Below are 25214 nucleotides of genomic sequence, written 5' to 3' on the forward strand. Positions count from 1 at the left end.
TCTCCTCTTGATCAGTCGCCGTCGTTGGCGTTGAAGCCCAATTGAATGCCCAGTGCCTTGGCCAGTTCGCCTTCGTGCAGGCGATGCACTGTGTTCAGGCTGTCATAGAACGCATTGAGTTGCTGGCGTCCTGCCTCGGTGGCCAGCAGGTCGGCCAGCGGCGGCTTGAGTTGCGTGAGCAATGTGCGGCTGCTGGCGTAGGCTGCATCGATTTTGTCGGCCAGTGGTTTCTGTTCGGCAGGGAGCAGGCCTCGCAAACCCTTGTTATCGACCCCAGTCCAGACGGTTTCGGCGCTGATCAGGCTGGCTTCCAGGCTGCTGAGCGACGCTTTGCTGCGCCATGCATCTGCCTGGAATGGCTGCGGCTGGCCTTTGCTCTGGCGACCCAGTGGCGTACCCAGTTTTTTCTTCAGGCTGTCCAGTGCAGTGACCTGAACCCGCAGCAACTCGGCAATGGCTTCGTGGGAATCGGCGTAACGCTGGTTGGGAAACTTGCTCAGTTGCGCGAGCATGCCGTCGGTGCTGTTCCAGCTGTTGAGGATCTCTTCGGCCAGCTGTTTCTGACGCTCGCCAATAGCCATCAACAGCGGGCAGTACCGCGCTTTCTGCTCTGCATTGGCCATGTCGATGTCGGCATCGAACAGAATGTATTCGTAAGCGGACAGGCCTTGCACCACCACACTGGCTTTGGAAAGCTCACCGGCGGTGATCTGCGGTTGAGCGGCGACCAGTTGCTCGACCTGACGCCCAACCAGATTCTTCTTGTCGGGCCAGAACTGTATTTGCCAGGCGCGATTGCCTTCGGCCAGCGGGCCGATCAACAGCGGTTGCAGCTCCGCCCAGGTCTTTTGCGCTTTTAGAAAGTCTGCGCGGGCTGCTGCCAGATCGGTCTTGCCCTGGCAGAACGCCAGAGCGCTGGCCGCCAACTGACGATCGGCGTCTACCCAGCGACTGTAGGTCGGCAGGATCACCTGCTTGGCGATGGCCGCAGACGTGACCGCTTGAGGATCGGATGGCGAACAGGCACCCAATGCGAGAGCCGCAAGGCTGGTCAGCAACAACTTGGGTCGGAACATGTCCGGCTCCTTATTTTTTGAAGAAGTAGTCTGGAAGGGGAGCAATCATAACGAATTCAGAAAGGCGAGCAGCGCTTCACGCTGTTCGGCGTCGAATGTCAGTACTTTTCGTTGCGCCGTCTGGGCCTCGCCGCCGTGCCAGAGTATCGCCTCAAGCACAGTACGGGCGCGACCATCATGCAGCAGTTGGGTGTGTCCGCTCACCGTGCTGGTCAGGCCCAGCCCCCACAGCGGTGGCGTGCGCCATTCGCTTCCTGTGGCTTGAAACTCGGTACGATTGTCGGCCAGCCCGTCGCCCATATCATGCAACAGCAGGTCGCTGTAAGGGCGAATCTCTTGATTGGCCAACTCTGGCTCGGCGGCGTCGCTTCGGGTTTTGAACGCGGGCGTGTGGCACTGCTGACAGCCTGTTTCGAAAAACAGATTCTTGCCGGCCAGCACTTGAGGGTCGTCCACCTTGCGACGCGCCGGAACGCCCAGGTTGCGGGTATAGAACTCCACCAGACGCAGTATGTTGTCGCTGACTTCCGGCTCGCCTTCCGGGCCGTTGCCGTTTGGCGCTGCCCGGCAGTCGGTCTGCGCCGGGGTGCAGTCATCGAAGCGCCGCAGGCTGGTGGTCAGCCCCATGTCACCGGCAAACGCATGCACGTTCTGCTGATTGAGGTTGGGCTGCCCGGCTTTCCAGCCGAAGCGTCCCATCACGACTTTCTGTTGCGCGTCGTCCCACACCCAGTTGGCGCGCCCGGAGATACCGTCGGCGTTCTTGTCATCGGGATCGGCGTTGGCGAGGATCGCTTCGTCGGCGATGGCTTCCAGCAACCCGAGGCCAATCATTGGCGGTGCGATGCGCGCTGAAATGTGGGTTTCGGGATGCATCGGGCCGTAGCCCAGCTGTGTGATTCTGAGGGTAGGCTGGCGTAACGCTACAGAAGTGCCGTCGCGAAACGTGACCGCCAGCGCGTCATATTGGACCCGCACCTTGCCCTCTGGTGGCACGCCGGGGTTGGACATGTCCTGCAATTGTCCGCCGTAGGTCGGTTCGGGCAGTACACCGTTGCGCTGGATCAGGTCGGCGTAGGCCGGGTCGTCTGGAATGGACAGCCTGACCAGCATCGACACCGCATTGCTGTCGCCCGCTTCAGGTGGGTGCCCGCGACCGTCCTTGATATGGCAATTCTGACAGGCGTTGGTGTTGAACAGCGGCCCGAGGCCGTCGCGAGCCGTGGTGGTAGACGGCGCGATCACCCAAGGGCTGCGGAAGAAGCTGTTGCCGACGCTGAAGTCCAGCCGCCGTACCGGTGACAAATTGGCCGAGGGCATGGAGAACGCGTTCTGGTCAGTCTTGCGCACCGTGGCGCTGCCTGCGGACAGGGCTTCGCCCGGCTCGGCATGCGTGAAGCGCGGGGCGTCATCGCACGCGCCCAGGACCAGCGTCGAGAGCAAGGTAAAGAGAAGACGGAACCGCGTACTCATAAACATCCTGCAACGAGGCGCCAATCAGGGCGTGCAAGCTTATCAGTCTGCTGCGGTTTGAATAAGAGGGATTATCGTTTGCTGGGCTTCAAGCAATGCGTTGTTACGAATCTTTCAAACTGGCCGGATTTCGACATTCTTGCCTATCCTGCATGTGCCGTTTCAAATTGCGACCAATCGCATCACTGTCATCGTGACCTGCTTAGACTGATCACGCGTGTCGCAGCCAGCAGCCCTCAAAGACAAATGCCCAGTAGAGATCATTCGATGGATAACCCGGACAACAGTGCGTTCGTGACCACTACCCAGGCGCTGGAAGCGCTCTATGGCCCGATTGCTCCTCCTTCCCTCATCAAGGAAGTCGACCATATTCACCCGGCCTACCGACCCTTCATCGAGTCGGCACCTTTTGTTGTGCTTGCCTCTGCCGGACCCGACGGGCTCGACGCCTCGCCGCGCGGAGATCAGGCGGGCTTCGTGCATATCGAGGACAGCAAGACGCTGTATTTGCCTGACCGACGCGGCAACAACCGGATCGATACCCTACGCAACATCGTCAACGATCCACGCGTCGCGCTTCTGTTTCTCATCCCCGGCGTCGGTGAAACCTTGCGCATCAACGGCACAGCGCAGATCTCGATTCAGCCCGCGCTGCTGTCGCGTTTTGAAGTGCAGGGACAACGGCCCAGATCAGTCCTGCGCATCACGGTGACCAGCGTGTATTTCCAGTGCAGCAGAGCCACTATCCGGTCTGGTCTGTGGAACGCAGCACGGCACATCGAACGCAGTGCGCTACCCACTGCGGGGCAGCTACTGAAAGCGGTTTCGGCGGCGCAAATCGACGGTGATGCCTATGACAAGGCCTTGCCGGGACGCATTGCGGATACGTTGTATTGATAACCCGGGCCGCGCCGACGACGTGGGTAGACACAATCGGATTTGCCTGCTGGAAGATTGCCTGTGGCCGGGCAGTACCCTCCACGTGGCCGGGCGAAAGAGATGAAAACAGCGTAGGCCCATGTGCAATAAAAAACGCCGGTCAGCGAACTGACCGGCGTTGTTTTTACAGCGCGAAACGCAGTTGATCAGAACTCGTGGTCAGCGTTATCCGGGTTCAGGTCGGTGATGCCCAGCTTGCCCGCCGCTTGCTCGATGGCGCCGGTCTGTTTGACCAGTGCGGCGATGGCGTCACGGACCACTTGATTGCCCGCGGTGTTGCCGGCGGCGATCAGTTGGTCGAAGTGTTCGCCCTTGTTGGCGTGATCGACGATGGCCTGCAGCTTGGCCTGGGTGTCGTCCAGGTCCGCGCGCAGTGTGGCGTCGGTGGCCGGATCTGCTTTAGCCACCAGCGACGAGAGGCTCGGGCCGCTTATTTTGCTGCCGTCGGTGCGGGTGTATTCGCCCAGATAAACGTTGCGAATGCCTTTGCCGTTGTAGAAGTGCGAATTGTGCGTGTTGTCGCTGAAGCAGTCGTGTTCGTCTTCGCTGGAGTTTGCTTCCAGCGCGACCTTCATGCGCTCGCCTGCCAGTTCACCCAAGGACAGACTGCCCATGCCGAACAGCATCTTGCGCAGGCCGCTTTCGCCGGACTCGGCTTCCAGCGTGGCGCGGTAGTTGTCGGCAACACCGGCTTTCCAGTTACCGGACATTTCTTCCAGGTCGCTGACCAGCAGGTCAGTGACCGCCTTGAGGTAGGCGCGGCGACGGTCGTTATGACCACCGGTAGCACCCGCGCCTTCAAGGTAGTCACTGGCTGGACGGTTGCCGGCGCCCGGGCCCGTGCCGTTCAGGTCCTGGCCCCAGAGCAGGAATTCGATGGCGTGGTAGCCCGTGGCGACGTTCGCCTCGGAACCGCCCAGCTCGTTGAGGCTGGCGAGTTTGTCGGGGGTGATCTCTTTGACGTCGACCTTGTCCTCGCCTACCTGAATTTCGGTGTTGGCGATGATGTTCGCGGTTGCGCCAGGATTGCCCAATGCGTGCTGGTAGTCCTTGGCCACGTAATCGATCAGGCCTTCGTCCAGGGGCCAGGCGTTAACCTGTCCTTCCCAGTCGTCGATAATGGTATTGCCGAAGCGGAACACTTCGCTCTGCATGTAAGGCACGCGGGCAGCAACCCAGGCATCCCGAGCAGCTTTCAGGGTTTCGTCATTGGGTTTGGCCAGAAACGCGTCGACGGCGGTGCTCAGTTTTTTCGCACCGGCTTCGGCATCGTCGAACACTGCTGACACCATGTTGGTGTAGTTGGCAACGACAGCTTTGGCAGCGGCATCGTCTGTCTGGGCTGCGGCAGCCGGTGCGGCGGCGGGTGCAGCAGGCGCTGGCGCGCTAGCCGGGGCGGCAGGGGTTGCGGCGGGAGCCGGTGCGGCTGCCTTGTCCTTGCCTTCACCGCAACCGGCGAGAGAGATAGCGATGGCCAACAGACTAGCGGTTGCCAGAGGCATACGAATCATGACGGAATCCTGCGTCGATAGGGTTAAGGCGGAGGTGCGCCCAGAAAATCTGCGACATGATGCGAAAGATTTGCATTCGATGTAAAGGCAAAACGCCTTTGCCGGCGTGATCAGGTATTCGAGAGGTTGTAACAGATGGTTTCAAGGCAGCTTGAGCAGCCCGGCCTGTGCGTCAATTTTCAGGGTATGACCGGATTGCCCTGACGTGCCTGCTTCAAATACGTCAGCAGCTCACGGCTCGGCAGCGGTTTGCTGTACAGGTAGCCCTGACCTTCATGGCAGCCTTCGGCCACGACGTAGGCTTCCTGCTCAACCGTTTCCACGCCCTCGGCAATCACCTGCATACCCAGGCTTTTGCCCAACTGAATAATCGCCCGCACGATCGTGGCGTCATCGTCGTCATCAATCAGGTCCTGGACGAAACTCTTGTCGATCTTGATCTTGTCCAGCGGCAGACTTTTCAGGTAACTAAGCGATGAGTAACCCGTGCCGAAGTCATCGATGGCAATCAGCGCACCAGAGCGTCGCAAGCTGAGCAAGTGCTGGGCGGCGGTGTTGATGTCTTCCATCAGGCCGGTTTCGGTGACCTCCAGTTCCAGGCTGCGGGGCGGCAGGCGATATATCTGTAACAGGTTGTTCACGACCCTGGGAAGCTCGGCGTGATGCAGCTGCACGGTCGACAGGTTCACCGCCATGCGTAAATCGGTGAAGCCCTGATCAAGCCACTCGCGCAGTTGGCGGCAGGCCTGGTCGAGCACCCATTCGCCAATGGCGATGATGGTGCCGTTCTGCTCGGCCAGCGGGATAAACACGTCCGGCGGCACCAGGCCATGCTCCGGATGCTGCCAGCGAATCAGCGCTTCAACGCCGACCACACTGTGGTCGCGATAGCTGACCTGCGGTTGATAGACCAGGTACAACTGATTGCGTGGCAAGGCGTCGCGCAGGTCTTTTTCGAGTTCACGACGGCGGCGCATTTCGCTGTCGACGCTGGCAATGTAAAACTGATAGCGATTGCGCGAGCGGGCCTTGGCCAGCGTCATGGTCTGCTCGGCTTTCTGCAACAGTTTCTCGGTGCTGTCGCCATCCTCGGGGAAGAGGGTGATGCCGATGGTTGCCCTTAGCTGGATTCGCTGTTCGGCGACATCAAACGGGGCTTCGAGCTCATCAAGAATATTTTGCGCCAGTTCTGCCGCTTCGTAGGGCTGCTCGATGGTGGCCTGAACCAGCGCGAACTGATCGCCGCCCAGGCGCGCCAGAGCACCGAGTCGCCCGCTGTGCGCACGCAACCGGTCGGCGAGCGCCAGCAGCAACTGGTCGCCAGCCTGGTAGCTGAACTGCTCGTTGATGCCCTTGAAGTCATCGAGACCCACGCAGAGCACTGCAACCCGGTGCTGTTGACGTCCGGCATCCTCCAGAATCCGGTCCAGCCGAGTCTGCAACTGGAGTCGGTTGGGCAAACCGGTCAGAAAATCGTACTGCGCCATGCGCTGCAGATTGCTTTCGGCCTCGTGACGCAGATAGGTGTTGCGCTCAATGGAGGCCAGCAGTTGATTGGCGGTGTTGACCCAGATTCCCAGCTCGTTTTCTTCATGCCCCTTGAGCAGCGGCAATTGATGCTCGCTGGGGCGATCCGGGTTGATGGTGGTCAGGTGTTCGATGATTTTTGACAATGGCTTGGTCAGCAGCCAGTGATAAACCAGATACAGCACCAACCCCATCGCCAGTGCCCGCAGTACGCCTGCGATGAAGATGATCCCGGCGTTGACCAAAAAGCTTTCGCCATAGTTGGCGGTGTCCAGCGTGATGCGCAAGTCGCCGTAGTACTCACTGTACGGGCTGCGTCCTACCAGTTGCGTGGAGAAGCTGCGCTCCTGGCCCAGAATGAGATCGGTCAGCCAGCGCGTCGGTGATGCCTTCAGCGGGCGGTCTTTTTCGGCAAGCAGGGTTTCGTTGGGATGTCCGATCGAGGCCATGCGTACCGAGTCATCCTGAAACAGACCTTCGATGACCTGCATGCCCATTTCCCTGTCCAGGCTGTAGACCGCCTGGGTTGAGGGATCGCGAAACATGCCGAGAATCCGCTCTGCATCGCTCGCCACTGTCTGGCGGGTCTTGTACGCATCGAAAACGATTTGCGCGCAGCTCAATACAACGCCGACCAGAAGCGCCGACAGCAGCACTACACGCAGCAGCTTTACCGACAGGCTGTTCTTGAGTTCCAGCTTCAATGGCCGTTCCTTAGTTCGTGTCGGAGGGCGCGTATGGCCCCGTCACCCTCGAAAAACCGGTTGACCCATAGAGGGCTCGCACCGGCTGATCTTCGCGTTCCTTGCACCCACTGGCCCACGCCACCTCGATGCATCGGGCGGCCATGTGCGTAACTTGAGCAGGACACTGTAAAGAATTAAGTCGTGATAATTAGCTAACTAGCGTTTTCTGACAATACAAAAGTACAGGCGGCAGGTTAAAAACATTTCTGCTTCGCATGGATGAAAAACTGGTCGTCCGAGGGCATTTCGCTGGGGGCAGGCCATAAAAAACCCGGCGCATGGCCGGGTTCTTCAGGGTTGCCGGACTCAGGAAGCGAATTGCTCAGCCACGAATTTCCAGTTCACCAGGTTCCAGAACGCTTCTACATACTTCGGACGCAGGTTGCGATAGTCGATGTAGTAGGCGTGTTCCCAGACATCGCAGGTCAGCAACGGCTTGTCACCGCTGGTCAGCGGGTTGCCAGCGCCGATAGTGCTGGCCAGTGCCAGGGAGCCATCAGCCTTTTTCACAAGCCAGCCCCAGCCGGAGCCGAAGGTGCCGATGGAAGTCTTGCTGAACTCTTCCTTGAACTTCTCGAACGAGCCGAAGGCGGTGTTGATCGCATCAGCCAGCGCACCGGTAGGTTCACCACCAGCGTTTGGCGCCAGGCAGTTCCAGTAGAACGTGTGGTTCCAGACCTGCGCGGCGTTGTTGAAGATACCGCCCGAGGAAGTCTTGATGATCTCTTCCAGCGTCTTGCCTTCGAACTCGGTGCCTGGCACCAGGTTGTTCAGGTTCACGACGTAGGTGTTGTGGTGCTTGTCGTGGTGATATTCCAGAGTCTCCGCAGAAATGTGCGGCACCAGAGCGTCTTTGGCGTAAGGCAGTGGCGGCAATTCAAAAGCCATGGTTTATCTCCTTTCAGGTCAATTGCGGTAGTCGCACGGCCGATCACGGGCGGCCAGATACAGCATGCACCGGGAGTTTTACTCTTTTGCGGCGCAGACCCCGGACTATAGCACCGGGCCTGCGGCTTAACCACGCAACAACTGTGTGGGATAGAGGTTCCCGCGCTGTTGCCTCAACGACATGAAACCTTCAGGCCGACTGGATCAATTGCCACGCCACGCTGAACATCATGACCGCCACCATCACATCCAGCAGACGCCATGTGGCAGGGCGGGCCAGCCAGGGAGCGAGCCAGGCCGCGCCGATGGCGAGGCAGGAGAACCACAAAAAAGAAGCGCTTGCGGCGCCGGCCACATAGGCCCCCGGCACACTTTGCTGTGCCCCGAGCGAGCCGATCAGCAATACGGTGTCCAGATAAACGTGCGGGTTGAGCAAGGTAACGGCCAATGCACTGAGCAGTACCGTGCGGCGCGACTTTTTGCCCGCCGCCGCGCTTTGTTCGAGGCTCTGTTTCGAGCAGGCCCGGCGCAGGGCCTGCAAACCGTACCCACTGAGAAATATCACACCGCCCCAGCGTGCTACCGCCAACAAGGTCGGGTTTTGCGCCAGCACACTGGCCAGACCGAACACCCCGGCGGTGACCAGAATGACATCGCAGATAACGCAGAGCATCGCGACCGACACAGGGTGTTCACGGCGCAGACCCTGAGCCAGCACGAAGGCGTTTTGCGAGCCGATGGCCATGATCAGGCCAGCGGCGATCAGCAATCCGTTGAAGTAGCTTTGCCACATAAATACGTTCCCATCGAGCAGATTGAGATGGCGATTCTCGGGACTGAAGCGGTATAAGGAAAACCAATAATCCTGATCGCTCATTAGGGAAAGTGATGTTCGACTACAAACTGTTGTCTGCGCTCGCTGCAGTCATCGAACAGGCCGGGTTCGAACGGGCGGCCCATGTGCTGGGGCTGTCGCAGTCAGCCGTCTCGCAACGTATCAAATTGCTTGAAGCGCGTATCGGCCAGCCGGTTCTGGTCAGGGCCACGCCGCCCAGCCCGACAGACATCGGGCGACGCCTGCTCAATCACGTGCAGCAAGTGCGACTGCTGGAACGCGATCTGCAAAGCCAGGTGCCTGCCCTGGATGAAGAGGGCAGGCCCGAGCGTTTGCGGATCGCCTTGAACGCCGACAGTCTGGCAACCTGGTGGGCACCGGCCATTGGTGATTTCTGTACGCAGCATAGTCTGTTGCTGGACCTGGTGGTCGAAGATCAGGACGTCGGGCTCAAACGCATGCGTGCTGGTGAAGTGGCGGCCTGCCTGTGTGGCAGCGAGCGCCCCGTGGCCGGGGCGCGCAGTCAGTTGCTGGGGGCGATGCGCTATCGGGCGCTGGCCAGCCCGGCATTCATCGCACGCCATTTTCCGGGCGGTGTCAGCCCGGAAAAGCTGGTCAGATCAGCGGCGCTCGTTTACGGGCCGGATGATCTTTTGCAGCATCGTTATCTGGCGCTGCTTGGTGTGCAGGACGGTTTCGAGCATCATTTGTGCCCGTCCTCCGAAGGTTTCATCCGTATGATTGAAGCCGGAATGGGCTGGGGGCTGGCGCCCGAGCTGCAAGTACGCGAGCAATTACGCAGTGGCACGCTGCTTGAGCTGCTGCCGGATCGCTGTATTGATGTGCCGTTGTACTGGCACCATTGGCGCAACGGCGGTCAGTTGCTGACCCGTCTCACCGAGCATCTGGCACAACATGCTGCCCACTGGCTGGTGCCGTTGAGCGATGAATGATCGTCATTACGATCATGTGTAATCAATGCGGGTCGGGTTACTCCCGTCACGCAGACGCGTTAATGGAGCGGTAAATGAAAATTCTGGTCACCGGCGCAAGCGGCTTCATCGGCGGACGCTTCGCGCGTTTTGCCCTTGAGCAGGGCATGAGCGTGCGGATCAATGGCCGTCGTGCCGATGCTGTCGAGCATCTGGTCAGGCGCGGCGCCGAGTTTATTCAGGGCGACCTTGCCGACCCGTATCTGGTGCAAGCGCTGTGCGATGACGTCGAGGCCGTGGTGCATTGCGCCGGCTCCGTCGGCGTGTGGGGGCGTCGTCAGGATTTTATGCAGGGCAACGTGCAGCTCACCGAGAACATTGTCGAGGGCTGCCTGAAACAAAGAGTGCGCCGGCTGGTCCACCTGTCATCGCCGTCGATCTATTTCAATGGTCGCTCGCGCCGCGATATTACCGAAGACCAAGTGCCCAAGCGCTTCCACAACCACTATGCGGCCACCAAATACCTGGCCGAGCAAAAGGTCTTCGGCGCTGAAGAGTTCGGCCTGGAAGTGATTGCCCTGCGGCCGCGCTTCGTCACTGGTGCAGGCGACAACAGTATTTTTCCGCGCCTGCTGCACATGCAGCGCAAGAAGCGTCTGTCGATTGTCGGCAACGGCCTGAACATGGTCGACTTCACCAGCATGCAGAACCTTAATGAAGCGTTGTTAAGCAGTTTGCTGGCAACCGGGTCTGCGCTGGGCAAGGCGTACAACATCAGCAACGGCACGCCTGTCCCGTTGTGGGATGCGATCAATTATGTGATGCGGCAGATGCAGTTGCCTCAGGTTACTCGTTATCGTTCTTACGGGCTGGCCTACAGTGCGGCGGCGATCAATGAAGCGGCCTGCATGCTATGGCCGGGCCGACCTGAACCTACGCTGTCCAGACTGGGCATGCAGGTCATGAACAAGGACTTCACGCTTGATATAAGCCGTGCAAGGCATTATCTGGATTATCAGCCGCAGGTCAGCCTGTGGACGGCACTGGATGAGTTCTGTGGCTGGTGGCGGGTACAGAACGGGATGTGAATGCAGTAGTGGCACAGTGAGATTGGTCACGGTGCTGTTGTTATACTGCCCGACTTTGGTTTCAACAGCTTCCTGAAGGGTTATCCATGCGCAACGATCCATACGATGACGTCGATGACGTTCCCCACCTCACCGCCAAAGACGACGATGACGATTTTGTCGTGGGCAGTGAAGCGCGTGATCGCACCACGGTCTATTCGCGCACCACGCCTGTGGTCAAGGTCAAGGGCCCGAGCACCGGGCCGCTCTGGGCATTGGTCGGTGCGCTGTTTATCGCGTTTTGTGGTCTGGGCTGGTGGAGCTTTCAGCAGGTTTCCCTGATGGAGCAACAACTGGTGGCGACGCAGGAAAGCTTTGCGCGCATCAGCGAAGAAGCGGCGGGGCGTTTGCAGGATATCTCCGGCAAGGTCGTGGCCACCGAATCGCTGTCCAGCGACGGCGAAGCTCTCAAGCAGCGTATCAAGTTGCTCGAAGCGCAACTGGAAGACCAGGACAAACAACGTGAAGGCGTTGAAGGTCAGCAGGGCAGCCTCGACAAGCGTCTGGAGCAGATGGCCGCGCAAACGGCGCAGCAGCACACCGAAAACGCGCAGACCCAGGAGCAACTGAAAAGCGTAGTCGCTGAACTGGCCGCGTTGAAGGCCGTGTTGCCTGACCTGAAAACCGCCCAGGCTGAGCAGGGCAAGCTGGACGCCCAGATCAAGAGCGTGGCAGCCGATGTAGCAACGCTGAAAAAGCAGGGCAATCCGTCCGCTACTGTCGAACGACTGGAGCAGGAGCTGATGGTCTTGAAAAGCGAACAGGAAAACCGCCCGGCACCGTCAGCAGAAACCAATACCGCCGAGTTCGACGCATTTCGTGCTCAGGTCACTCGTAACATCAACACCCTGACCAGCCAGATCCAGAATCTGTCGCAACAGCTCAACGCACGTCGTTGAAACCGGGCCTTGCCTGCTGCTATCCATAGCGGCAGGCAGGTGGCCCGTTTTTTTTTTGCACTCCGTACATAGTTATATGCCTGCCAATTGAGGGAAGGCTTACGCTTGCCTGGCAGTTAAATAAATGGAGTTTCAATAATGAATGGAATCAAGGATATGCGCCCTAATACGCCGGAAGAAACCATCGAAATAGATGACAGCGTTGCTGAAGAACTTCAGCCCGTGCATCCAGAGTATCTGGTATCAACCAAACCAAAAGTAAACGTCAAGCCTCCGGTCAAGGTGAAAACCCCACTCAAACCGCCGGTGAAACCTCCGATCAAGACAACGGACCCGCTCAAGCCGCCAGTCAAACCTCCGATCAAGACAAAGGACCCGGTCAAGCCGCCGGTCAAACCGCGGGTCAAGCCCTCTATCAGTGAGCCATTGCCGCAGGCGATGCCCCCGATACCTGCGGCACCCTCGCGTCTGGACAAGCTACTGGCAGTCGTCAACACCGCAACAGGTGTTCTGCAACTGGTCCAGCCGCTCAATAGCGTGGTCAACCCGGACGGCACGGTCAGCTATCCAAACGGCAGCGTCGAGTCTGCAGATGGTCAATCCGTCACCCATCCTGACGGAGCCTTGCAGAACCTCGACGGCACGACGGTGCATGTCGATGGCTCGATAGAGCACCCCAATGGTGATGTCCAGCACAAGGATGGAACCTGGGTTTTTGCGGATGGCTCGGTCAACTACCCGGACGGCCGCTGGAAAATGGTGGATGGTACGATCACCGACGCCGAAGGCAATGTGTTAGGTACAGTCAAGCCTGACGCTGCACCGTAACGTTCCCCGTTAGACGGGCGATAAAAAACCCTGACTCTTGCGAGTCAGGGTTTTTTGCCTTGCAGTAACGTGTTACAGGCGTGGGTAGTCGATGTAACCGACCGGGCCTTTGGCGTAGAACGTCTCCGGATGAGCTTCGTTCAGAGGGGCATCGCTGGCCAGCCGCTCCGGCAAGTCCGGGTTGGCGATGTAAGGCACACCGAACGCGATTGCGTCGGCCTTGCCTTCTGCCAGCCAGGCATTGGCACTGTCTTTGGTGAACTTCTCGTTGGCGATATAAACGCCGCCGAAGTCTTTCTTCAACTGCGGGCCGAGGCTGTCTTCGGCGTCATGCTCGCGAGCACAGATGAACGCGATACCGCGCTTGCCGAGCTCCCTGGCCACGTAGCTGAAGGTTTCAGCCCGGTTTTCATCGCTCATGTCATGCATGTCGGCGCGCGGCGAAAGGTGCACACCCACGCGACCGGCACCCCACACGTCAATGACTGCATCGGTCACTTCCAGTAGCAGACGGGCACGGTTTTCTACCGAACCGCCGTACTCATCGGTGCGCTGGTTGCTGCCGCTCAGCAGGAACTGCTCCAGCAGATAGCCATTGGCACCATGGACTTCCACGCCGTCGAAGCCCGCTGCCTTGGCGTTTTCCGCGCCGATCCGATAGGCCTCGACGATGTCGCCGATTTCCGCCAGCTCCAGCGCGCGCGGCACTGGCAGCGGCGTGATAGGGCGCATCAGGCTCACATGCCCTTCAGCTGCAATGGCGCTCGGCGCAACCGGGGTTTCGCCGTTCAGGTAAGAAGGGTGGGAAATGCGCCCTACGTGCCACAGTTGCAGCGCGATGCGGCCACCGGCGTTGTGCACCGCCTTGGTGATGTTGCTCCAGCCACGCACCTGATCATTGGACCAGATGCCAGGGGTGTCCGGGTAGCCCACGCCCATCGGCGTGACCGAGGTAGCTTCAGTCAGGATCAGACCTGCCGAGGCGCGTTGTACGTAATACTCGGACATCATTGCATTGGGGACGCGGCCTTCATCGGCGCGGCAGCGTGTCAGCGGCGCCATGATGATGCGGTTTGGCAGTTGCAGATCGCCCAGGGTGATAGGGTCAAAGATAGTCGTCATGTATCGAATCCTCGTAATTGATCAATTAGTAGCGTGTGCCAGATCCGGGTTGCCGGTCTGACGGAAAGTAATCAGGGTGATCAGCAGCGCGAGCACTGCCAGTACAGCAGCCGCCAGTGGCACGCTGGTCAGGCCCAGGCCGTGAGCGATAACGCTGCCGCCGACCCAGGCGCCGAGCGCGTTGCCAACGTTGAAGGCGCCGATGTTCAGGGTCGAAACCAGGTTGGGTGCCGCCTTGCCGAAGGTCACCACATTGATCTGCAACGCCGGGACCGCAGCGAAAGCCGCGACCGCCCAGAGGAACAGGGTGATTTCAGTCGGGATCAGCGATGCGCTGGTCCAACTGAGGACGGTGGAAATCACCGCCATCGAAACGAACACGGCAATCAGTGTGGACGACAGGCGGCGGTCGGCCATTTTGCCGCCGAGCACGTTACCGGCGGTCAGGCCAAGGCCGATCAGCAGCAGGGTCCAGGTCACGCCGTTGGGCGATACGCCAGTCACTTCGCCGAGCAGCGGGGCGATGTAAGTGAACAAGGTAAACATGGAGGCTGAAAACAGCGCAGTCATGCTCAGCGACAACCAGATACCGGCACCTCTGAGGGCTCCCAGTTCGGCGCGCATGTCGAGCTTTTCTTCATTGCGATTGGTCGGCAGAAAGCGAATCAGGCCGATCAGCGCAATGACGCCGATGACGGTCACTGCCCAGAACGTCGAGCGCCAGCCTGCGTATTGACCCAATGCGGTGCCCAGCGGCACGCCCAGCACGTTGGCCAGGGTCAGACCGGTGAACATCAAGGCCACAGCGGACGCACGACGGTTGGCCGGCACCAGGCCTGCGGCAACCACCGAGCCGATACCGAAGAACGCGCCGTGGCACAGTGCGGTAACGACACGGGCGAACATCAGCACGTTGTAATCACTGGCCAACGCACAGAGCAGGTTACCGATGATGAAAATCCCCATCAGCGTGACCAGTGCGGCCTTGCGTGGCAGTTTTGCCGTGGCCATGGCCATGAACGGTGCGCCGACTGCCACGCCCAGGGCGTAGCCGGTCACCAGCCAGCCAGCGCCGGGGATCGATACGCCGAGGTCGGCGGCGACGTCGGGCAGCAGGCCCATGATGACGAATTCAGTGGTGCCGATGGCGAAGGCGCTCAGGGCCAGAATGAGTAGCGAAAGGGGCACGGGGCATCTCCAGGAACAAAAGGTGAAAAAAATCAGGTCGGGTTGTTCAGCTCTTCAAGCAGTGCCTGTACGAATGCCTGGATGACTTCTTCGTTGCGTCTGAAGAAATGCCATTGGCCGACCTTCTTGCTGCTGATCAGCCCGGCGCGTTGCAGCGTTGCGAGGTGGGCTGACACAGTGGATTGGGACAACCCTGCGCGCTGATCGATCTGTCCGGCGCAGACGCCATGTTCGATCGAGTGTTCCTGAGCCGGAAAACTCGCGCGCGGGTCCTTCAGCCAGGTCAGGATTTCTCGGCGGACCGGATGGGCCAGAGCTTTTATTATGTCGTCGAGGTCAATTGGCATGTCGTTCTCACAGGCGTATAGCGATATATCGCGATGGGGCGAACTTTATATCTGTATTTCGCGATATACAAATATGATTTCGTGCTGAGCAACGATCAAATCGGAATATCGGGTTATATCGATATATGGACCGGAACCCCATAAGCGGCGTAGGCTTGCGGTCATGAACTATCTGGCACATCTTCATCTTGGCGGGCATCGACCTGCCCAATTGCTCGGCAGCCTGTACGGCGACTTCGTCAAAGGCCCGCTGCCGGGGCGTTTTCCTGTCGAGCTGGAAGCGGCGATTCGTCTGCATCGCAGCATCGATGCGTTCACGGATGCTCATCCGCTGATCAAGTCGTCCATTGCCCGTTTTCCAGCGCAACGCCGCCGTTATGCGGGCATCATGCTTGACGTGTTTTTTGATCACTGCCTGGCGCGTGACTGGCAGCTGTATGCCGATCTGCCGCTGGACGTGTTCACTCGCAAGGTCTATGGCACGCTGGCCGCCGAGCCGCAGTTGCCCGAGCGCCTGGCGCTGATCGCACCGCGTATGGCGGCGCAGGACTGGCTGGGTTCCTATCGGGATTTCGAGGTGCTGGAGCAGGTGCTGCGGGGTATCTCCAGCCGCCTGTCACGACCCGAAGGGCTGGCGGGCGGCATGCAGGAGTTGCAGGCGCTTTACCAGCCCTTGAGCGAGGACTTCGCGGAGTTTTATCCGCAGTTGCAGGATTTCGCTCAGGCCGCTCTGGCCGGGCGCGAGACCACTTCACTCGGCTGAGCAGGCTCGCCGATCACCGGTTCACCAAACAATGCCGTTTGCACAGCTTGCTGAGCCTTGAAGGCCAGGGCCGCACGTTCCTGATCTGCAGTCGGGATCGGTGTCAGAAGGTGAATATGCACGTCGCTCTGCTCGTTGGCGAACAGTCGGCGCAAATGCGACAGCAAGTCATCGTCGCCAATGAACGGGGCTATCGGGTCCGGTTTGCCGTCACGTGAGTAACCAATCGCCACCGGCTGGATCGGCACACCTGCTTCGATGGCGCTGGACAGCAAGCGACCGTGAAAGGTGCGCAGGCTCTTGCCATCGGTGGTGGTGCCTTCCGGGAAAATCAGCAGCGCGTTACCTTGTTGCAGGTGATTGCACATCTGCTTCTGGATCAGACGACTGTCGCCCGAGCCACGTCGAATGAACAGCGTACCGGCTTTCAATGCCAGCCAGCCGGCCACCGGCCAGGTGCGTACTTCGGCCTTGGACAGAAACGACAGCGGCGCGAGCATGCCCAGCAGTGCGATGTCGGTCCAGGACACATGATTGCTGACCCACAACATCGGCTGCGTGGGCAGCTCGCCGGTCACGGTGACGCGAAATGGCAGGGCGTTGCTCAGGCGTGCCATGAACCAGCGGCTCCAGCGCTGCCTGCGCTCCATCGAACTGCCGAACTTGATACGCTCCAGAATCGCGAAGGCTCCGGCAATCATGAGGCCGAGCGCCACGACCATCAGCACCCTGACCACGCGGGCGTAGCCGCGAATCCGGCTCATCATACGGCCGCCTTGAAATGGCGCGCGTAACGTGGGCACAGGTCGTCGCGCTTGAGCAGAATGAACACGTCGGCGACCTGGAAATCTTCGTCCCAGCACGGTTCGCCACAGATCTTGGCGCCCAGACGCATGTAAGCCTTGAGCAGCGGCGGCATTTCGCAGATCACGTTGCTCGGGATGTCGAGGGTCGGCAGCGGGTTCTTCGGTTCGGCGCGCAGGTGCTCGTTGCACAGGTAGCGTTCGCGCAGACGCTGCATGATCGCGTGGGCCTGAATGCCGCCGTCCTGCATCGGAATACTGGCGCAACCCATCAGGTAGCTATAGCTGCCTTCATTGAGCACTTCGGCCAGCTCGCTCCACAACACGGCAATGGTGCCGCCGTTGCGGTAGGCTGGATCGACACACGTGCGACCCAGTTCCAGAATCGGACCTTGCAGATGAGTCAGGCCGTGCAGGCTGAATTCTTCTTCACTGTAAAAGCTGCCCAGTGTGCTGGCAGCCTTGTGGTCGAGCAGCCGAGTCGTGGCCACCAGGCGCCCGGTGTTCAAGTCGCGAACCCCGATGTGCGAGCAGTGAATATCATAGTCATCGATATCCAGACCGTGTTCAGCGCCATTGAGGCGGGCGTTGAACTCTTCGCTGAACACACTGAAACGCAACGCCTGTGCTTCCTGCAAGGCGCGCGCTCCAATCAGGCGCTCGGCCTGAAGACGACGTTCAGAAGTGTTGTCACGAATGCGGGCGATCTGGGTCATACGAATCTCCATGAGCCAGCCTTGCATATTGGCTGGTTGACTGATTTGTCCAGGCGCTTTGCCGTAGTTGCAGGCTAGGGAGATGGCGTGTCATGCCTGTGAAGCTTTGGTGATGGTTGTGTGACGGAGGCTCTGACGCCTCATCGTGGTCATCCTCATCCGCCCGGTTATGGGTCTATCGTGCCGACGCTCTGCGTCCGCCCTTGAAGGGGAGCGGCAATCCTGCGTGTTGACTGGCTGTCATGAAGCGCTGCTAATGTGCGCGGATAAACTTTTCGAGACTTAGCCATGCCTCGTCGATTCATCCATCTGTGTCTGCTTTTGATTTTGGGCATCAACCTGCACAACGCTGCCGCCGAAACCTGGCCAGCCGAGCAGTGGCCCTCCCGCTCAGTGCCGCGATCTTCGGCCATTGAAGAGCTCGAAACCTACGCCTTCCCACCCAGAGACGAAGAAACCCGCAAAGGCATCCGCACCGATGCGCTGCTGGTCATCCGCGATGGTGAAGTGGTCTACGAGCGTTATGCCGGTGTCACCACTGCCCAGACCCCGCACCTGACCTGGTCTATCAGTAAGAGCATCATGGCGACTGTGTTGGGAGTGGCATTCACAGAGGGGCGCTTTCAGTTGAATGATCCGGTCGCCAGGTTCTACGCGCCGTTCCAGGCGCATCCCGATATCACCCTCAAGGACCTCATGCACTGGGCGTCAGGCCTGGACTGGCAGGAGGACTACGAGTACGCGCCGCTCAACTCTTCCGTGGTCGCCATGCTCTACACCCGCGGGCGTGACGACATGGCGCGCTTCACCGCCGATCACGCCGCAGCCAGGCCGGCAGGCAAGGCGTACCTGTATTCCAGTGGCGACAGCGCCGTGCTGGCCGCGGCGTTGAAAACCATGGTCGGGCAGCAGGCTTATGCGGATTACCCATGGAAAGCGCTGTTTGACCCGCTGGGTATTCGGGGGGCCGTCTGGGAAACCGACGGCAGCGGCACCTTCGTGGGCTCGTCCTATGCCTACCTGACGGCTCGCGACCTGGCACGCATCGGCCTTTTGATGCAGCGTGGTGGGCAGTGGCAAGGTCGGCAGTTGCTCAATCAGGAGTGGATGAACTTCGTGCTGACGCCTTTTGCCGGCGAGCAAGTAGACGCGACTGTCGAAGTGCCGGGCGGCCAGTGGTGGCTTAATCACACCGCTGATGGAGGCAAAGGGCCGTGGCCCGACGCACCCGCCAATACCTTCGCCGCGCTGGGCCATTGGGGGCAGGCGTTGTATGTGATCCCCGACGAGAAACTGGTGATCGTGCGCTACGCCGATGATCGCGATGGCACGTACAACCACAATCAAATGCTCAAGCTGACACAAGCAGCATTCGGTAAGGAGGGTGGCCAATGAGCAGCCGTCGAATGTTCATCCTGCGTCGCCCGTTCAGCAGCCTGTTGTTGCTGATCGTTGCTGCACTCGCGGTACTTGCCTGGCAGTATCGCGTTAATTTGCAGGCATTCCCGACCATCATCAGCGCCTACACCGCCAAGGAATACTGCTCGTGCCGGTACGTGATGAACAATCCCGAAGCGTACTGTCGGGGCTACGTCAAACAGTACGTGCCGAGCACCCTGACAGACGACTCCGGGCAGAAACGGGTAGTCGCCAGCGGCCTTGGACGAACCAGCAGTGCGGCGTGGCAAGGCGAGCGCCAAGGCTGTCGGCTGTTGCCGCCCGCCCCATGAAAATTTTGGGCGAACATAGCGGTATGCCGGTGGTCTGACAGGCGGTAAGGTGGCCCTCAAATGCTCGTCTGGAGTCTGCATGCTCAACACAATTCGTCTGCTGCTGGTCATGCTGGCCGCAGTGGCGTTACCTGCCCATGCCAACTGGTATCTGGACAACGAGTCTTCACGGCTCTCTTTCACGTCAACCAAAGATTCCGACATTGCCGAAGTGCAACGCTTTCTGGTGCTGCACGGCAAGGTGGGCAACAAAGGGCTGGCTGAGGTCGAGATCGAGATGGACTCGGTCAGCACCGGCATTCCGTTGCGCGACGAGCGCCTTCGTGAACAGGTGTTTCAGGTTCGAACATTTCCTTCTGCGCAGATCAACGCGCAACTGAATATGCGGCCGATCAATGATCTGGCCCCTGGCGCGCAACTGGAGCTGCGCCTGCCGCTGTCCGTGCGCCTGCGTGGCAAGACCCATAGTTACAATGCCGAATTGTTGGTCACGCGCCTCGACGAGCGTCGCTTTCAGGTGGTGACGCTGGAGCCACTGGTGGTTCATGCACAGGATTTCGACCTGGTGCCAGACTTCACCGCCTTGCGCAAAACCGCAGGTTTGTCTGCGGTCAGCCTGTCGGTGCCTGTAGGCGCTGTCCTTATTTTCACGGCGCGCTGACATGAACGGTGCGATTTTTCCATGGCGTGAAAACAACCGTTTCCAATTGTTGATCGACGGCCCGGCGTTCTTCCCGCGTATGATCGCGGCAATAGATCGGGCCGAGCAGCAGGTTGATCTGGAGCTGTACCTGGTCGAGGCCGGGGCCTGCGCGGATGCCATCGTGCGGGCGCTGGTCGAGGCGGGACGACGTGGCGTGATAGTCCGTTGCCTGTTCGATGACTTCGGTTCAAAAGCATTCGATGCCGGGTTGCGCCAGCAACTGACCGATGCCGGCGTCATCCTGCGCTTCTACAACCCGATTCACTGGCGGCGTGGCGTGCGTAATTTCTACCGTGACCATCGCAAGATCCTGGTCGTGGACAAGACCCTGGCTGTGGTCGGCGGCACCGGTGTGACCGATGAATTCTGGGAGCCGGACAAAGACGTCAGCCAATGGCACGAGGTCATGGTGGAAATCAGCGGGCCGCTGGTTCTGGACTGGCAGGCCTTGTTCGACCGTCAGTTTCACGCCAATGCCCGGCGCTTTGCCTGGCGCCCGAAGCAGAACTTTGGTCTGACGCAGTTGCCGAAAATGCCGGCATCCGGTGAGGGGCTGGGCCGTGTGGCGTATGCCGACTCGCGCCAGCATCGCGACATTCTGCAGTCATTGGTGCGCACCTTGCACAGCGGCCAGAAGCGTATCTGGCTCGCCACCCCGTATTTTCTGCCCACCTGGAAAGTTCGCCGGGCGCTGCGTAGTGCCGCGGCGCGGGGCGTCGATGTGCGTCTGTTGCTGACCGGCCCGCGCACCGATCACCCGTCCGTGCGCTACGCTGGCCACCGCTATTACCCGCGTTTGCTGCGTGCCGGTGTCAAAGTCTTCGAATACCAGCCGTGTTTCCTGCACCTGAAAATGGTCCTGATCGATGACTGGGTGAGTATTGGCTCGTGCAACTTCGACCACTGGAACCTGCACTTCAACCTGGAGGCCAACCTCGAAGCCCTTGACCCGGGCCTGACCCGGGATGTGGTTGCCAGCTTCGAAAAAGACTTCGCCCTGAGCGCCGAAACAACGCTGGAAGACTGGAAAGCCAGACCATTGTGGAGGCGGGTCAAACAGCGCTTGTGGGGCTGGATCGACCGGCTGGTGGTGAACATGCTGGATCATCGGAATTGAGGTGTTATATGTTATAGGGTAGCTTGCAGCTGCTTGCTGTACTCTAGCTACGCTGTCCCGAATACTTTGAGAAAAGAGGGGCAAGGTCCGACACAGCCTGCGTAGAATTGTCTAAAGCTATTGCTGAATGTTGATACTATCAGATTTTTTTCTGGCGTTTTTTCGTGCAGGCGCTGGTGTTAGAATCTTCAAAATTGCATCATGCGTTTCTTTAACTTTCAGGTTGTCAGGGTAAAGCTCAACAGCCTTTTGGATTATTTGTTTAGCCTCGTTACTCTTCATGTATTGAAAAGCTAAAAATTTTGCATAATTAAGCAAAATAAGGACGTTGTGGGGATTTAGCTCCATTGCTCTTTGGTAGTATTTTTCCGCTAGATCGTAGTTATTAAGATGGTCAGATAAAAAATCAGCGTAACTCAGTGAGATATCTGCATTGTCGGGGTGGTTTTTTACTGCTTTCTGATAAACTTTGCTCGCTCGCGATAGTTCTTTATTTTTAACAAGTGCTTCTGCATAAAGACCAATTACATCAGAGTCTTCAGGAGCAATAGATAAGGCCTCCTCAAGGAGTTCCAATGCTTTGCTGTAGTCCCCGTCATGATTAATAACTATCTCTGCATAGTTATGCAGGATCTCGTGGTCTTTTGGTGCTAGTTTTAAAGCCTTTTCATACATCGATTTTGCGCTATCTGGATCATTTTTAGTGGCGGCTAAAAAAATGGCGTAGTTATAAAGTAGCTCAGGGCTGTCAGGGAACTGAGATAACCCCTGCTTGTATATCTCCTCTTTCTCTTCAGGGGCAGACGCCGCGACCGCTTCTATCTCCCATGACCACCAACTTTTTTTGCTATGAACTGACTGTGCCATTACTCTTCGCGTATTCAGTTGCTCCTCAGTGCCTTTTTCCAAGCTTTTTATCAACTGCTCGGCTTGCTTGCGATACCGTTCAGCACTTTTCTTTCCGAGCTCTTCGGTGCGCTCAGAAATTCTATTTAAATCAAAGTTTGGCACAAGTTTTGCTGCTAGTTGCAACATGAACTCGTCAAATCCGGGGATCTGTACTTTTATTCCATCATGCTTGGCGAGTACTTCCTGGGCTAGTAACGGAGGTGGCGAGCCATTTCGATAGCACCAAATCATTCTACCAGCGATATCTCCCAGCTCAAGGCTATTGAGCAACCCCATCAAGCTTCCATCATTGCCACCGTAACCCACTACGACAGGGGTGAAGTACTGAAAAAGTTTTTTAAGTGCAATTTTCCAACCTTCTTCCAGGTTGGACACCCCATCGTGATCATTGATAGGGTTGAAATAAAGGTCGCGGTGAATCTTTGCAACGAGCGGTCTACGAAGTTGGGGGCGAACGAAACCGACTAATGATTCATGAGCAACAACGAGTGGTGATTGGTGAGCATGCATTGATAGAGCATCTGCTACCAGATTGTCAAAGTTGGTTGTAATAACTACCTTGTGTCTAGTTTCTTGTATTATTTCGGCAAGCAGTGTGTACCCTAGGCTTGGGGTTTTACCATCCATGTGTTTTTCCAACTCTGCGTACCCTGATTCGCGATCTCCCCGAAAGCGGCGCTCAAAAATCTGAGGGTAGAACTCGGCAGCAGTTTCGAATGTTAATTCTCCGTTTCCTATACCGCTTTCCTTGGTCCACTCTTGAATCGATTGCCCGTTCCTGCATTCTCGAAGATGAAGGTCGGTAAGCCAGCGCTGGGCGAGGTCTTTTCCAGTCGGTATATTAGACGAAAATGACGCTCCAGAGCCGAGAATAAATGCAAAGTGCCTATCATGCATTGAGCCGTCCAAGCGGGCCAGTTCGTCCAAAACACCTTCCAGTGTCCATTCCTGCACTTCATTATGAGGCATCAGTCATCCTTGAGAGTAAGCAAAGAACAGGAGGTATCATAATGCCTCTACGTTTGCATTTCTATCTAAGATCGCTAAGTTTTTCGCTGAGGCAAATCTGATGGGCAGGGGTGAGAAGCATGCATGGAGCGAGGTATTCTCTCGTGGCCCAAAATTTAGGAATCGACGGAGCTCGTTGAAAAGCGAGTTTCTTGCTGGTATCTAGGGCAGAGCTTATGCCCTTAATACTTACACAGGGCCCTTATTAATGTTTTCTGCATAGAAATATGTCTCAGCGACGATTTGGGTATTCTGTCAGTGCCAATAAATTACTGGTATCTTGAATATAGGCTTAAACCGATTACAAATCCGGCATTCGCCGGGTTTGTAATCGCGTTTCACGTCAAAACCTACTGCACTTCCACCGCCAGACTGTCGCTGATCTTTTTCTGCCAGATCTGCGGACCGGTGATATGGACGGATTCACCGGTGCTGTCTACCGCAACGGTCACCGGCATGTCCTTGACCTCGAACTCGTAGATCGCCTCCATGCCCAGTTCGGCGAAGGCCACGACTCGGGATTTCTTGATCGCCTGAGCCACCAGGTAAGCTGCGCCACCGACGGCCATAAGGTACACGGCCTTGTGGTCGCGGATTGCTTCGATAGCGGTCGGGCCGCGTTCGGATTTACCGATCATGCCCAGCAGGCCGGTCTGGTCGAGGATCTGGCGGGTGAACTTGTCCATCCGCGTCGCCGTTGTCGGGCCGGCAGGACCAACTACTTCTTCACGTACCGGATCAACCGGGCCAACGTAGTAGATAAAGCGGCCCTTGAGGTCCACCGGCAGGGTTTCGCCCCTGTTGAGCATCTCGACCATGCGTTTGTGCGCAGCGTCGCGACCGGTGAGCATCTTGCCGTTCAGCAGCACGGTTTCGCCCGGTTTCCAGCTTTGCACGTCTTCCGGGGTCAGGGTGTCGAGGTCGACGCGACGGGCCGATGGACCGGCTTCCCAGACGATTTCCGGATAGGCATCCAGTGATGGAGCCTCCAGCGAAGCAGGGCCGGTGCCGTCGAGGACGAAGTGGGCGTGACGGGTGGCGGCGCAGTTGGGGATCATGCACACCGGCAGTGAAGCAGCGTGGGTTGGGTAATCCATGATCTTGACGTCAAGCACGGTGGTCAGACCGCCAAGGCCCTGAGCGCCGATGCCCAGTTGATTGACCTTCTCGAACAGCTCCAGACGCATCTCTTCGATACGGCTCTGCGGGCCGCGGGCTTTCAGCTCATGAATGTCGATGGACTCCATCAACACTTCCTTGGCCATGACCGCGGCTTTTTCAGCCGTACCACCGATGCCGATGCCGAGCATGCCGGGAGGGCACCAGCCAGCACCCATGGTCGGTACGGTTTTCAGTACCCAGTCGATGATCGAGTCGGACGGGTTGAGCATCGCCATCTTCGATTTGTTTTCCGAGCCGCCGCCTTTCGCCGCCACGTCCACTTCCACGGTGTTGCCCGGGACGATGGAGTAGTGGATGACCGCCGGCGTGTTGTCCTTGGTGTTTCGGCGAGCGCCTGCCGGGTCGGCGAGTATCGACGCGCGCAGCACGTTCTCGGGCAGGTTGTAGGCGCGACGCACACCTTCGTTGATCATGTCGTCCAGGCCCATGGTGGCGCCGTCCCAGCGTACGTCCATACCGACGCGCACGAAAACGGTGACGATGCCGGTGTCCTGACAGATCGGGCGATGACCGGTCGCGCACATACGCGAGTTGATCAGGATCTGGGCGATGGAGTCGCGAGCGGCAGGCGACTCTTCACGCAGGTACGCCTCGTGCATGGCCTGGATGAAATCCACGGGGTGGTAATAGGAAATGAACTGCAGGGCGTCTGCAACGCTCTGAATCAGGTCGTCTTGCTTGATCACGGTCATGCGGCGCGCTCCTCTGTAAGGACGGGAACATTCAATTACGCTATCGGCGGCAGTCTGGAACTGCGGCTTGAACCAGAGCTGTCAGGTTAGCCGTAGCGGGCGCAAAAAGGCGCGGCAGTATAACCCGCCCGACAGACCAGTCTGTACAATCGC

23 protein-coding genes are annotated in these 25214 nt (G+C 58.4%); 10 read left to right on the forward strand and 13 right to left on the reverse strand.

The features are described from left to right. Positions 1-11: 11 nt before the first annotated feature. Positions 12-1076, reverse strand: coding sequence for an imelysin family protein (locus N018_RS04800; protein WP_025388946.1), 1065 nt, complete (start codon positions 1074-1076; stop codon positions 12-14). Between the two features lie 45 nt (positions 1077-1121). Then, the gene (locus N018_RS04805) at positions 1122-2549 is read right to left on the reverse strand and encodes a di-heme oxidoreductase family protein (RefSeq protein WP_025388947.1); all 1428 of its coding nucleotides are present in this window, start codon (positions 2547-2549) and stop codon (positions 1122-1124) included. A gap of 267 nt (positions 2550-2816) precedes the next feature. Here N018_RS04805 and N018_RS04810 point away from each other — a divergent pair, with 267 nt between their 5' ends. Then, the gene (locus N018_RS04810; protein ID WP_025388948.1) at positions 2817-3446 is read left to right on the forward strand and encodes a pyridoxamine 5'-phosphate oxidase family protein; all 630 of its coding nucleotides are present in this window, start codon (positions 2817-2819) and stop codon (positions 3444-3446) included. 188 nt (positions 3447-3634) lie between these two features. On the opposite strand, the gene N018_RS04815 is transcribed toward N018_RS04810, so the two are convergent. From N018_RS04815 to N018_RS04830, 4 genes are all read right to left on the reverse strand, one after another. Next, positions 3635-4999, reverse strand: a complete 1365-nt coding sequence (locus N018_RS04815) for an imelysin family protein (RefSeq protein WP_024647261.1) — start codon at positions 4997-4999, stop codon at positions 3635-3637. 179 nt (positions 5000-5178) lie between these two features. Next, the gene (locus tag N018_RS04820; RefSeq protein WP_025388949.1) at positions 5179-7230 is read right to left on the reverse strand and encodes a putative bifunctional diguanylate cyclase/phosphodiesterase; all 2052 of its coding nucleotides are present in this window, start codon (positions 7228-7230) and stop codon (positions 5179-5181) included. A 348-nt stretch (positions 7231-7578) separates the two neighbouring features. Beyond that, on the reverse strand, positions 7579-8160 hold the full coding sequence (gene sodB, locus N018_RS04825) for a superoxide dismutase [Fe] (RefSeq protein ID WP_024647263.1): 582 nt from the start codon (positions 8158-8160) through the stop codon (positions 7579-7581). 190 nt (positions 8161-8350) lie between these two features. Then, positions 8351-8953 (reverse strand): LysE/ArgO family amino acid transporter, encoded by a 603-nt coding sequence (locus N018_RS04830; protein ID WP_024647264.1) that lies wholly within the window; start codon positions 8951-8953, stop codon positions 8351-8353. A gap of 95 nt (positions 8954-9048) precedes the next feature. Here N018_RS04830 and N018_RS04835 point away from each other — a divergent pair, with 95 nt between their 5' ends. The 4 genes from N018_RS04835 to N018_RS04850 all read left to right on the forward strand — a co-directional run bounded on the left by N018_RS04835 (position 9049) and on the right by N018_RS04850 (position 12781). Beyond that, positions 9049-9948: a LysR family transcriptional regulator ArgP gene (locus N018_RS04835; RefSeq protein ID WP_025388950.1), complete on the forward strand. Its 900-nt coding sequence runs from the start codon at positions 9049-9051 to the stop codon at positions 9946-9948. 74 nt (positions 9949-10022) lie between these two features. After that, positions 10023-11015, forward strand: coding sequence for an NAD-dependent epimerase/dehydratase family protein (locus N018_RS04840; RefSeq protein WP_025388951.1), 993 nt, complete (start codon positions 10023-10025; stop codon positions 11013-11015). Positions 11016-11101: 86 nt separating this feature from the next. Then, complete coding sequence (locus tag N018_RS04845; protein WP_025388952.1) at positions 11102-11953, forward strand: hypothetical protein; 852 nt, start codon at positions 11102-11104, stop codon at positions 11951-11953. 138 nt (positions 11954-12091) lie between these two features. Beyond that, the gene (locus N018_RS04850; RefSeq protein WP_025388953.1) at positions 12092-12781 is read left to right on the forward strand and encodes a hypothetical protein; all 690 of its coding nucleotides are present in this window, start codon (positions 12092-12094) and stop codon (positions 12779-12781) included. 72 nt (positions 12782-12853) lie between these two features. Here the strand turns inward: N018_RS04850 and N018_RS04855 are convergent, their stop codons facing one another. Genes N018_RS04855 through N018_RS04865 form a run of 3 tightly spaced genes read right to left on the reverse strand, consistent with a single transcriptional unit; the run spans position 12854 to position 15438 of the window. Beyond that, positions 12854-13903 (reverse strand): alkene reductase, encoded by a 1050-nt coding sequence (locus N018_RS04855; RefSeq protein WP_024647269.1) that lies wholly within the window; start codon positions 13901-13903, stop codon positions 12854-12856. Between the two features lie 21 nt (positions 13904-13924). Further along, positions 13925-15091: an MFS transporter gene (locus tag N018_RS04860; protein WP_025388954.1), complete on the reverse strand. Its 1167-nt coding sequence runs from the start codon at positions 15089-15091 to the stop codon at positions 13925-13927. 32 nt (positions 15092-15123) lie between these two features. Next, positions 15124-15438, reverse strand: a complete 315-nt coding sequence (locus N018_RS04865; RefSeq protein WP_024647271.1) for an ArsR/SmtB family transcription factor — start codon at positions 15436-15438, stop codon at positions 15124-15126. A gap of 163 nt (positions 15439-15601) precedes the next feature. Here N018_RS04865 and N018_RS04870 point away from each other — a divergent pair, with 163 nt between their 5' ends. Beyond that, a complete protein-coding gene (locus N018_RS04870) occupies positions 15602-16201 on the forward strand; it encodes an ACP phosphodiesterase (RefSeq protein ID WP_025388955.1) in 600 nt (199 codons plus the stop codon). Here N018_RS04870 and N018_RS04875 read toward each other — a convergent pair. Together N018_RS04875 and olsB are read right to left on the reverse strand one after the other, a co-directional pair. After that, a complete protein-coding gene (locus tag N018_RS04875; protein ID WP_025388956.1) occupies positions 16159-16965 on the reverse strand; it encodes a lysophospholipid acyltransferase family protein in 807 nt (268 codons plus the stop codon). The genes N018_RS04870 and N018_RS04875 overlap by 43 nt on opposite strands. After that, positions 16965-17720 carry an L-ornithine N(alpha)-acyltransferase gene (olsB, locus tag N018_RS04880; protein WP_024647274.1) on the reverse strand — a complete coding sequence of 252 codons (756 nt, stop codon included), beginning with the start codon at positions 17718-17720 and terminating at the stop codon, positions 16965-16967. Before olsB ends, N018_RS04875 begins: the two co-directional genes overlap by 1 nt. A gap of 288 nt (positions 17721-18008) precedes the next feature. Here olsB and N018_RS04885 point away from each other — a divergent pair, with 288 nt between their 5' ends. The 4 genes from N018_RS04885 (at position 18009) to N018_RS04900 (ending at position 21270) form a co-directional block, all read left to right on the forward strand. After that, on the forward strand, positions 18009-19115 hold the full coding sequence (locus N018_RS04885; protein ID WP_025388957.1) for a serine hydrolase domain-containing protein: 1107 nt from the start codon (positions 18009-18011) through the stop codon (positions 19113-19115). Beyond that, positions 19112-19450: a hypothetical protein gene (locus tag N018_RS04890; protein WP_025388958.1), complete on the forward strand. Its 339-nt coding sequence runs from the start codon at positions 19112-19114 to the stop codon at positions 19448-19450. Before N018_RS04885 ends, N018_RS04890 begins: the two co-directional genes overlap by 4 nt. 79 nt (positions 19451-19529) lie before the next feature. After that, complete coding sequence (locus N018_RS04895; protein ID WP_024647277.1) at positions 19530-20111, forward strand: YceI family protein; 582 nt, start codon at positions 19530-19532, stop codon at positions 20109-20111. Position 20112: 1 nt separating this feature from the next. Next, positions 20113-21270: a phospholipase D-like domain-containing protein gene (locus N018_RS04900; protein ID WP_025388959.1), complete on the forward strand. Its 1158-nt coding sequence runs from the start codon at positions 20113-20115 to the stop codon at positions 21268-21270. A gap of 117 nt (positions 21271-21387) precedes the next feature. Here N018_RS04900 and N018_RS04905 read toward each other — a convergent pair whose 3' ends face one another. Beyond that, positions 21388-23148: a tetratricopeptide repeat protein gene (locus N018_RS04905; RefSeq protein ID WP_025388960.1), complete on the reverse strand. Its 1761-nt coding sequence runs from the start codon at positions 23146-23148 to the stop codon at positions 21388-21390. Between the two features lie 389 nt (positions 23149-23537). Next, the gene (locus tag N018_RS04910; protein ID WP_024647279.1) at positions 23538-25061 is read right to left on the reverse strand and encodes a fumarate hydratase; all 1524 of its coding nucleotides are present in this window, start codon (positions 25059-25061) and stop codon (positions 23538-23540) included. Positions 25062-25214 lie beyond the last annotated feature (153 nt).

This window comes from Pseudomonas syringae CC1557 (assembly GCF_000452705.1).
In the GTDB taxonomy this organism is placed as follows: Bacteria; Pseudomonadota; Gammaproteobacteria; order Pseudomonadales; family Pseudomonadaceae; genus Aquipseudomonas; species Aquipseudomonas syringae_F.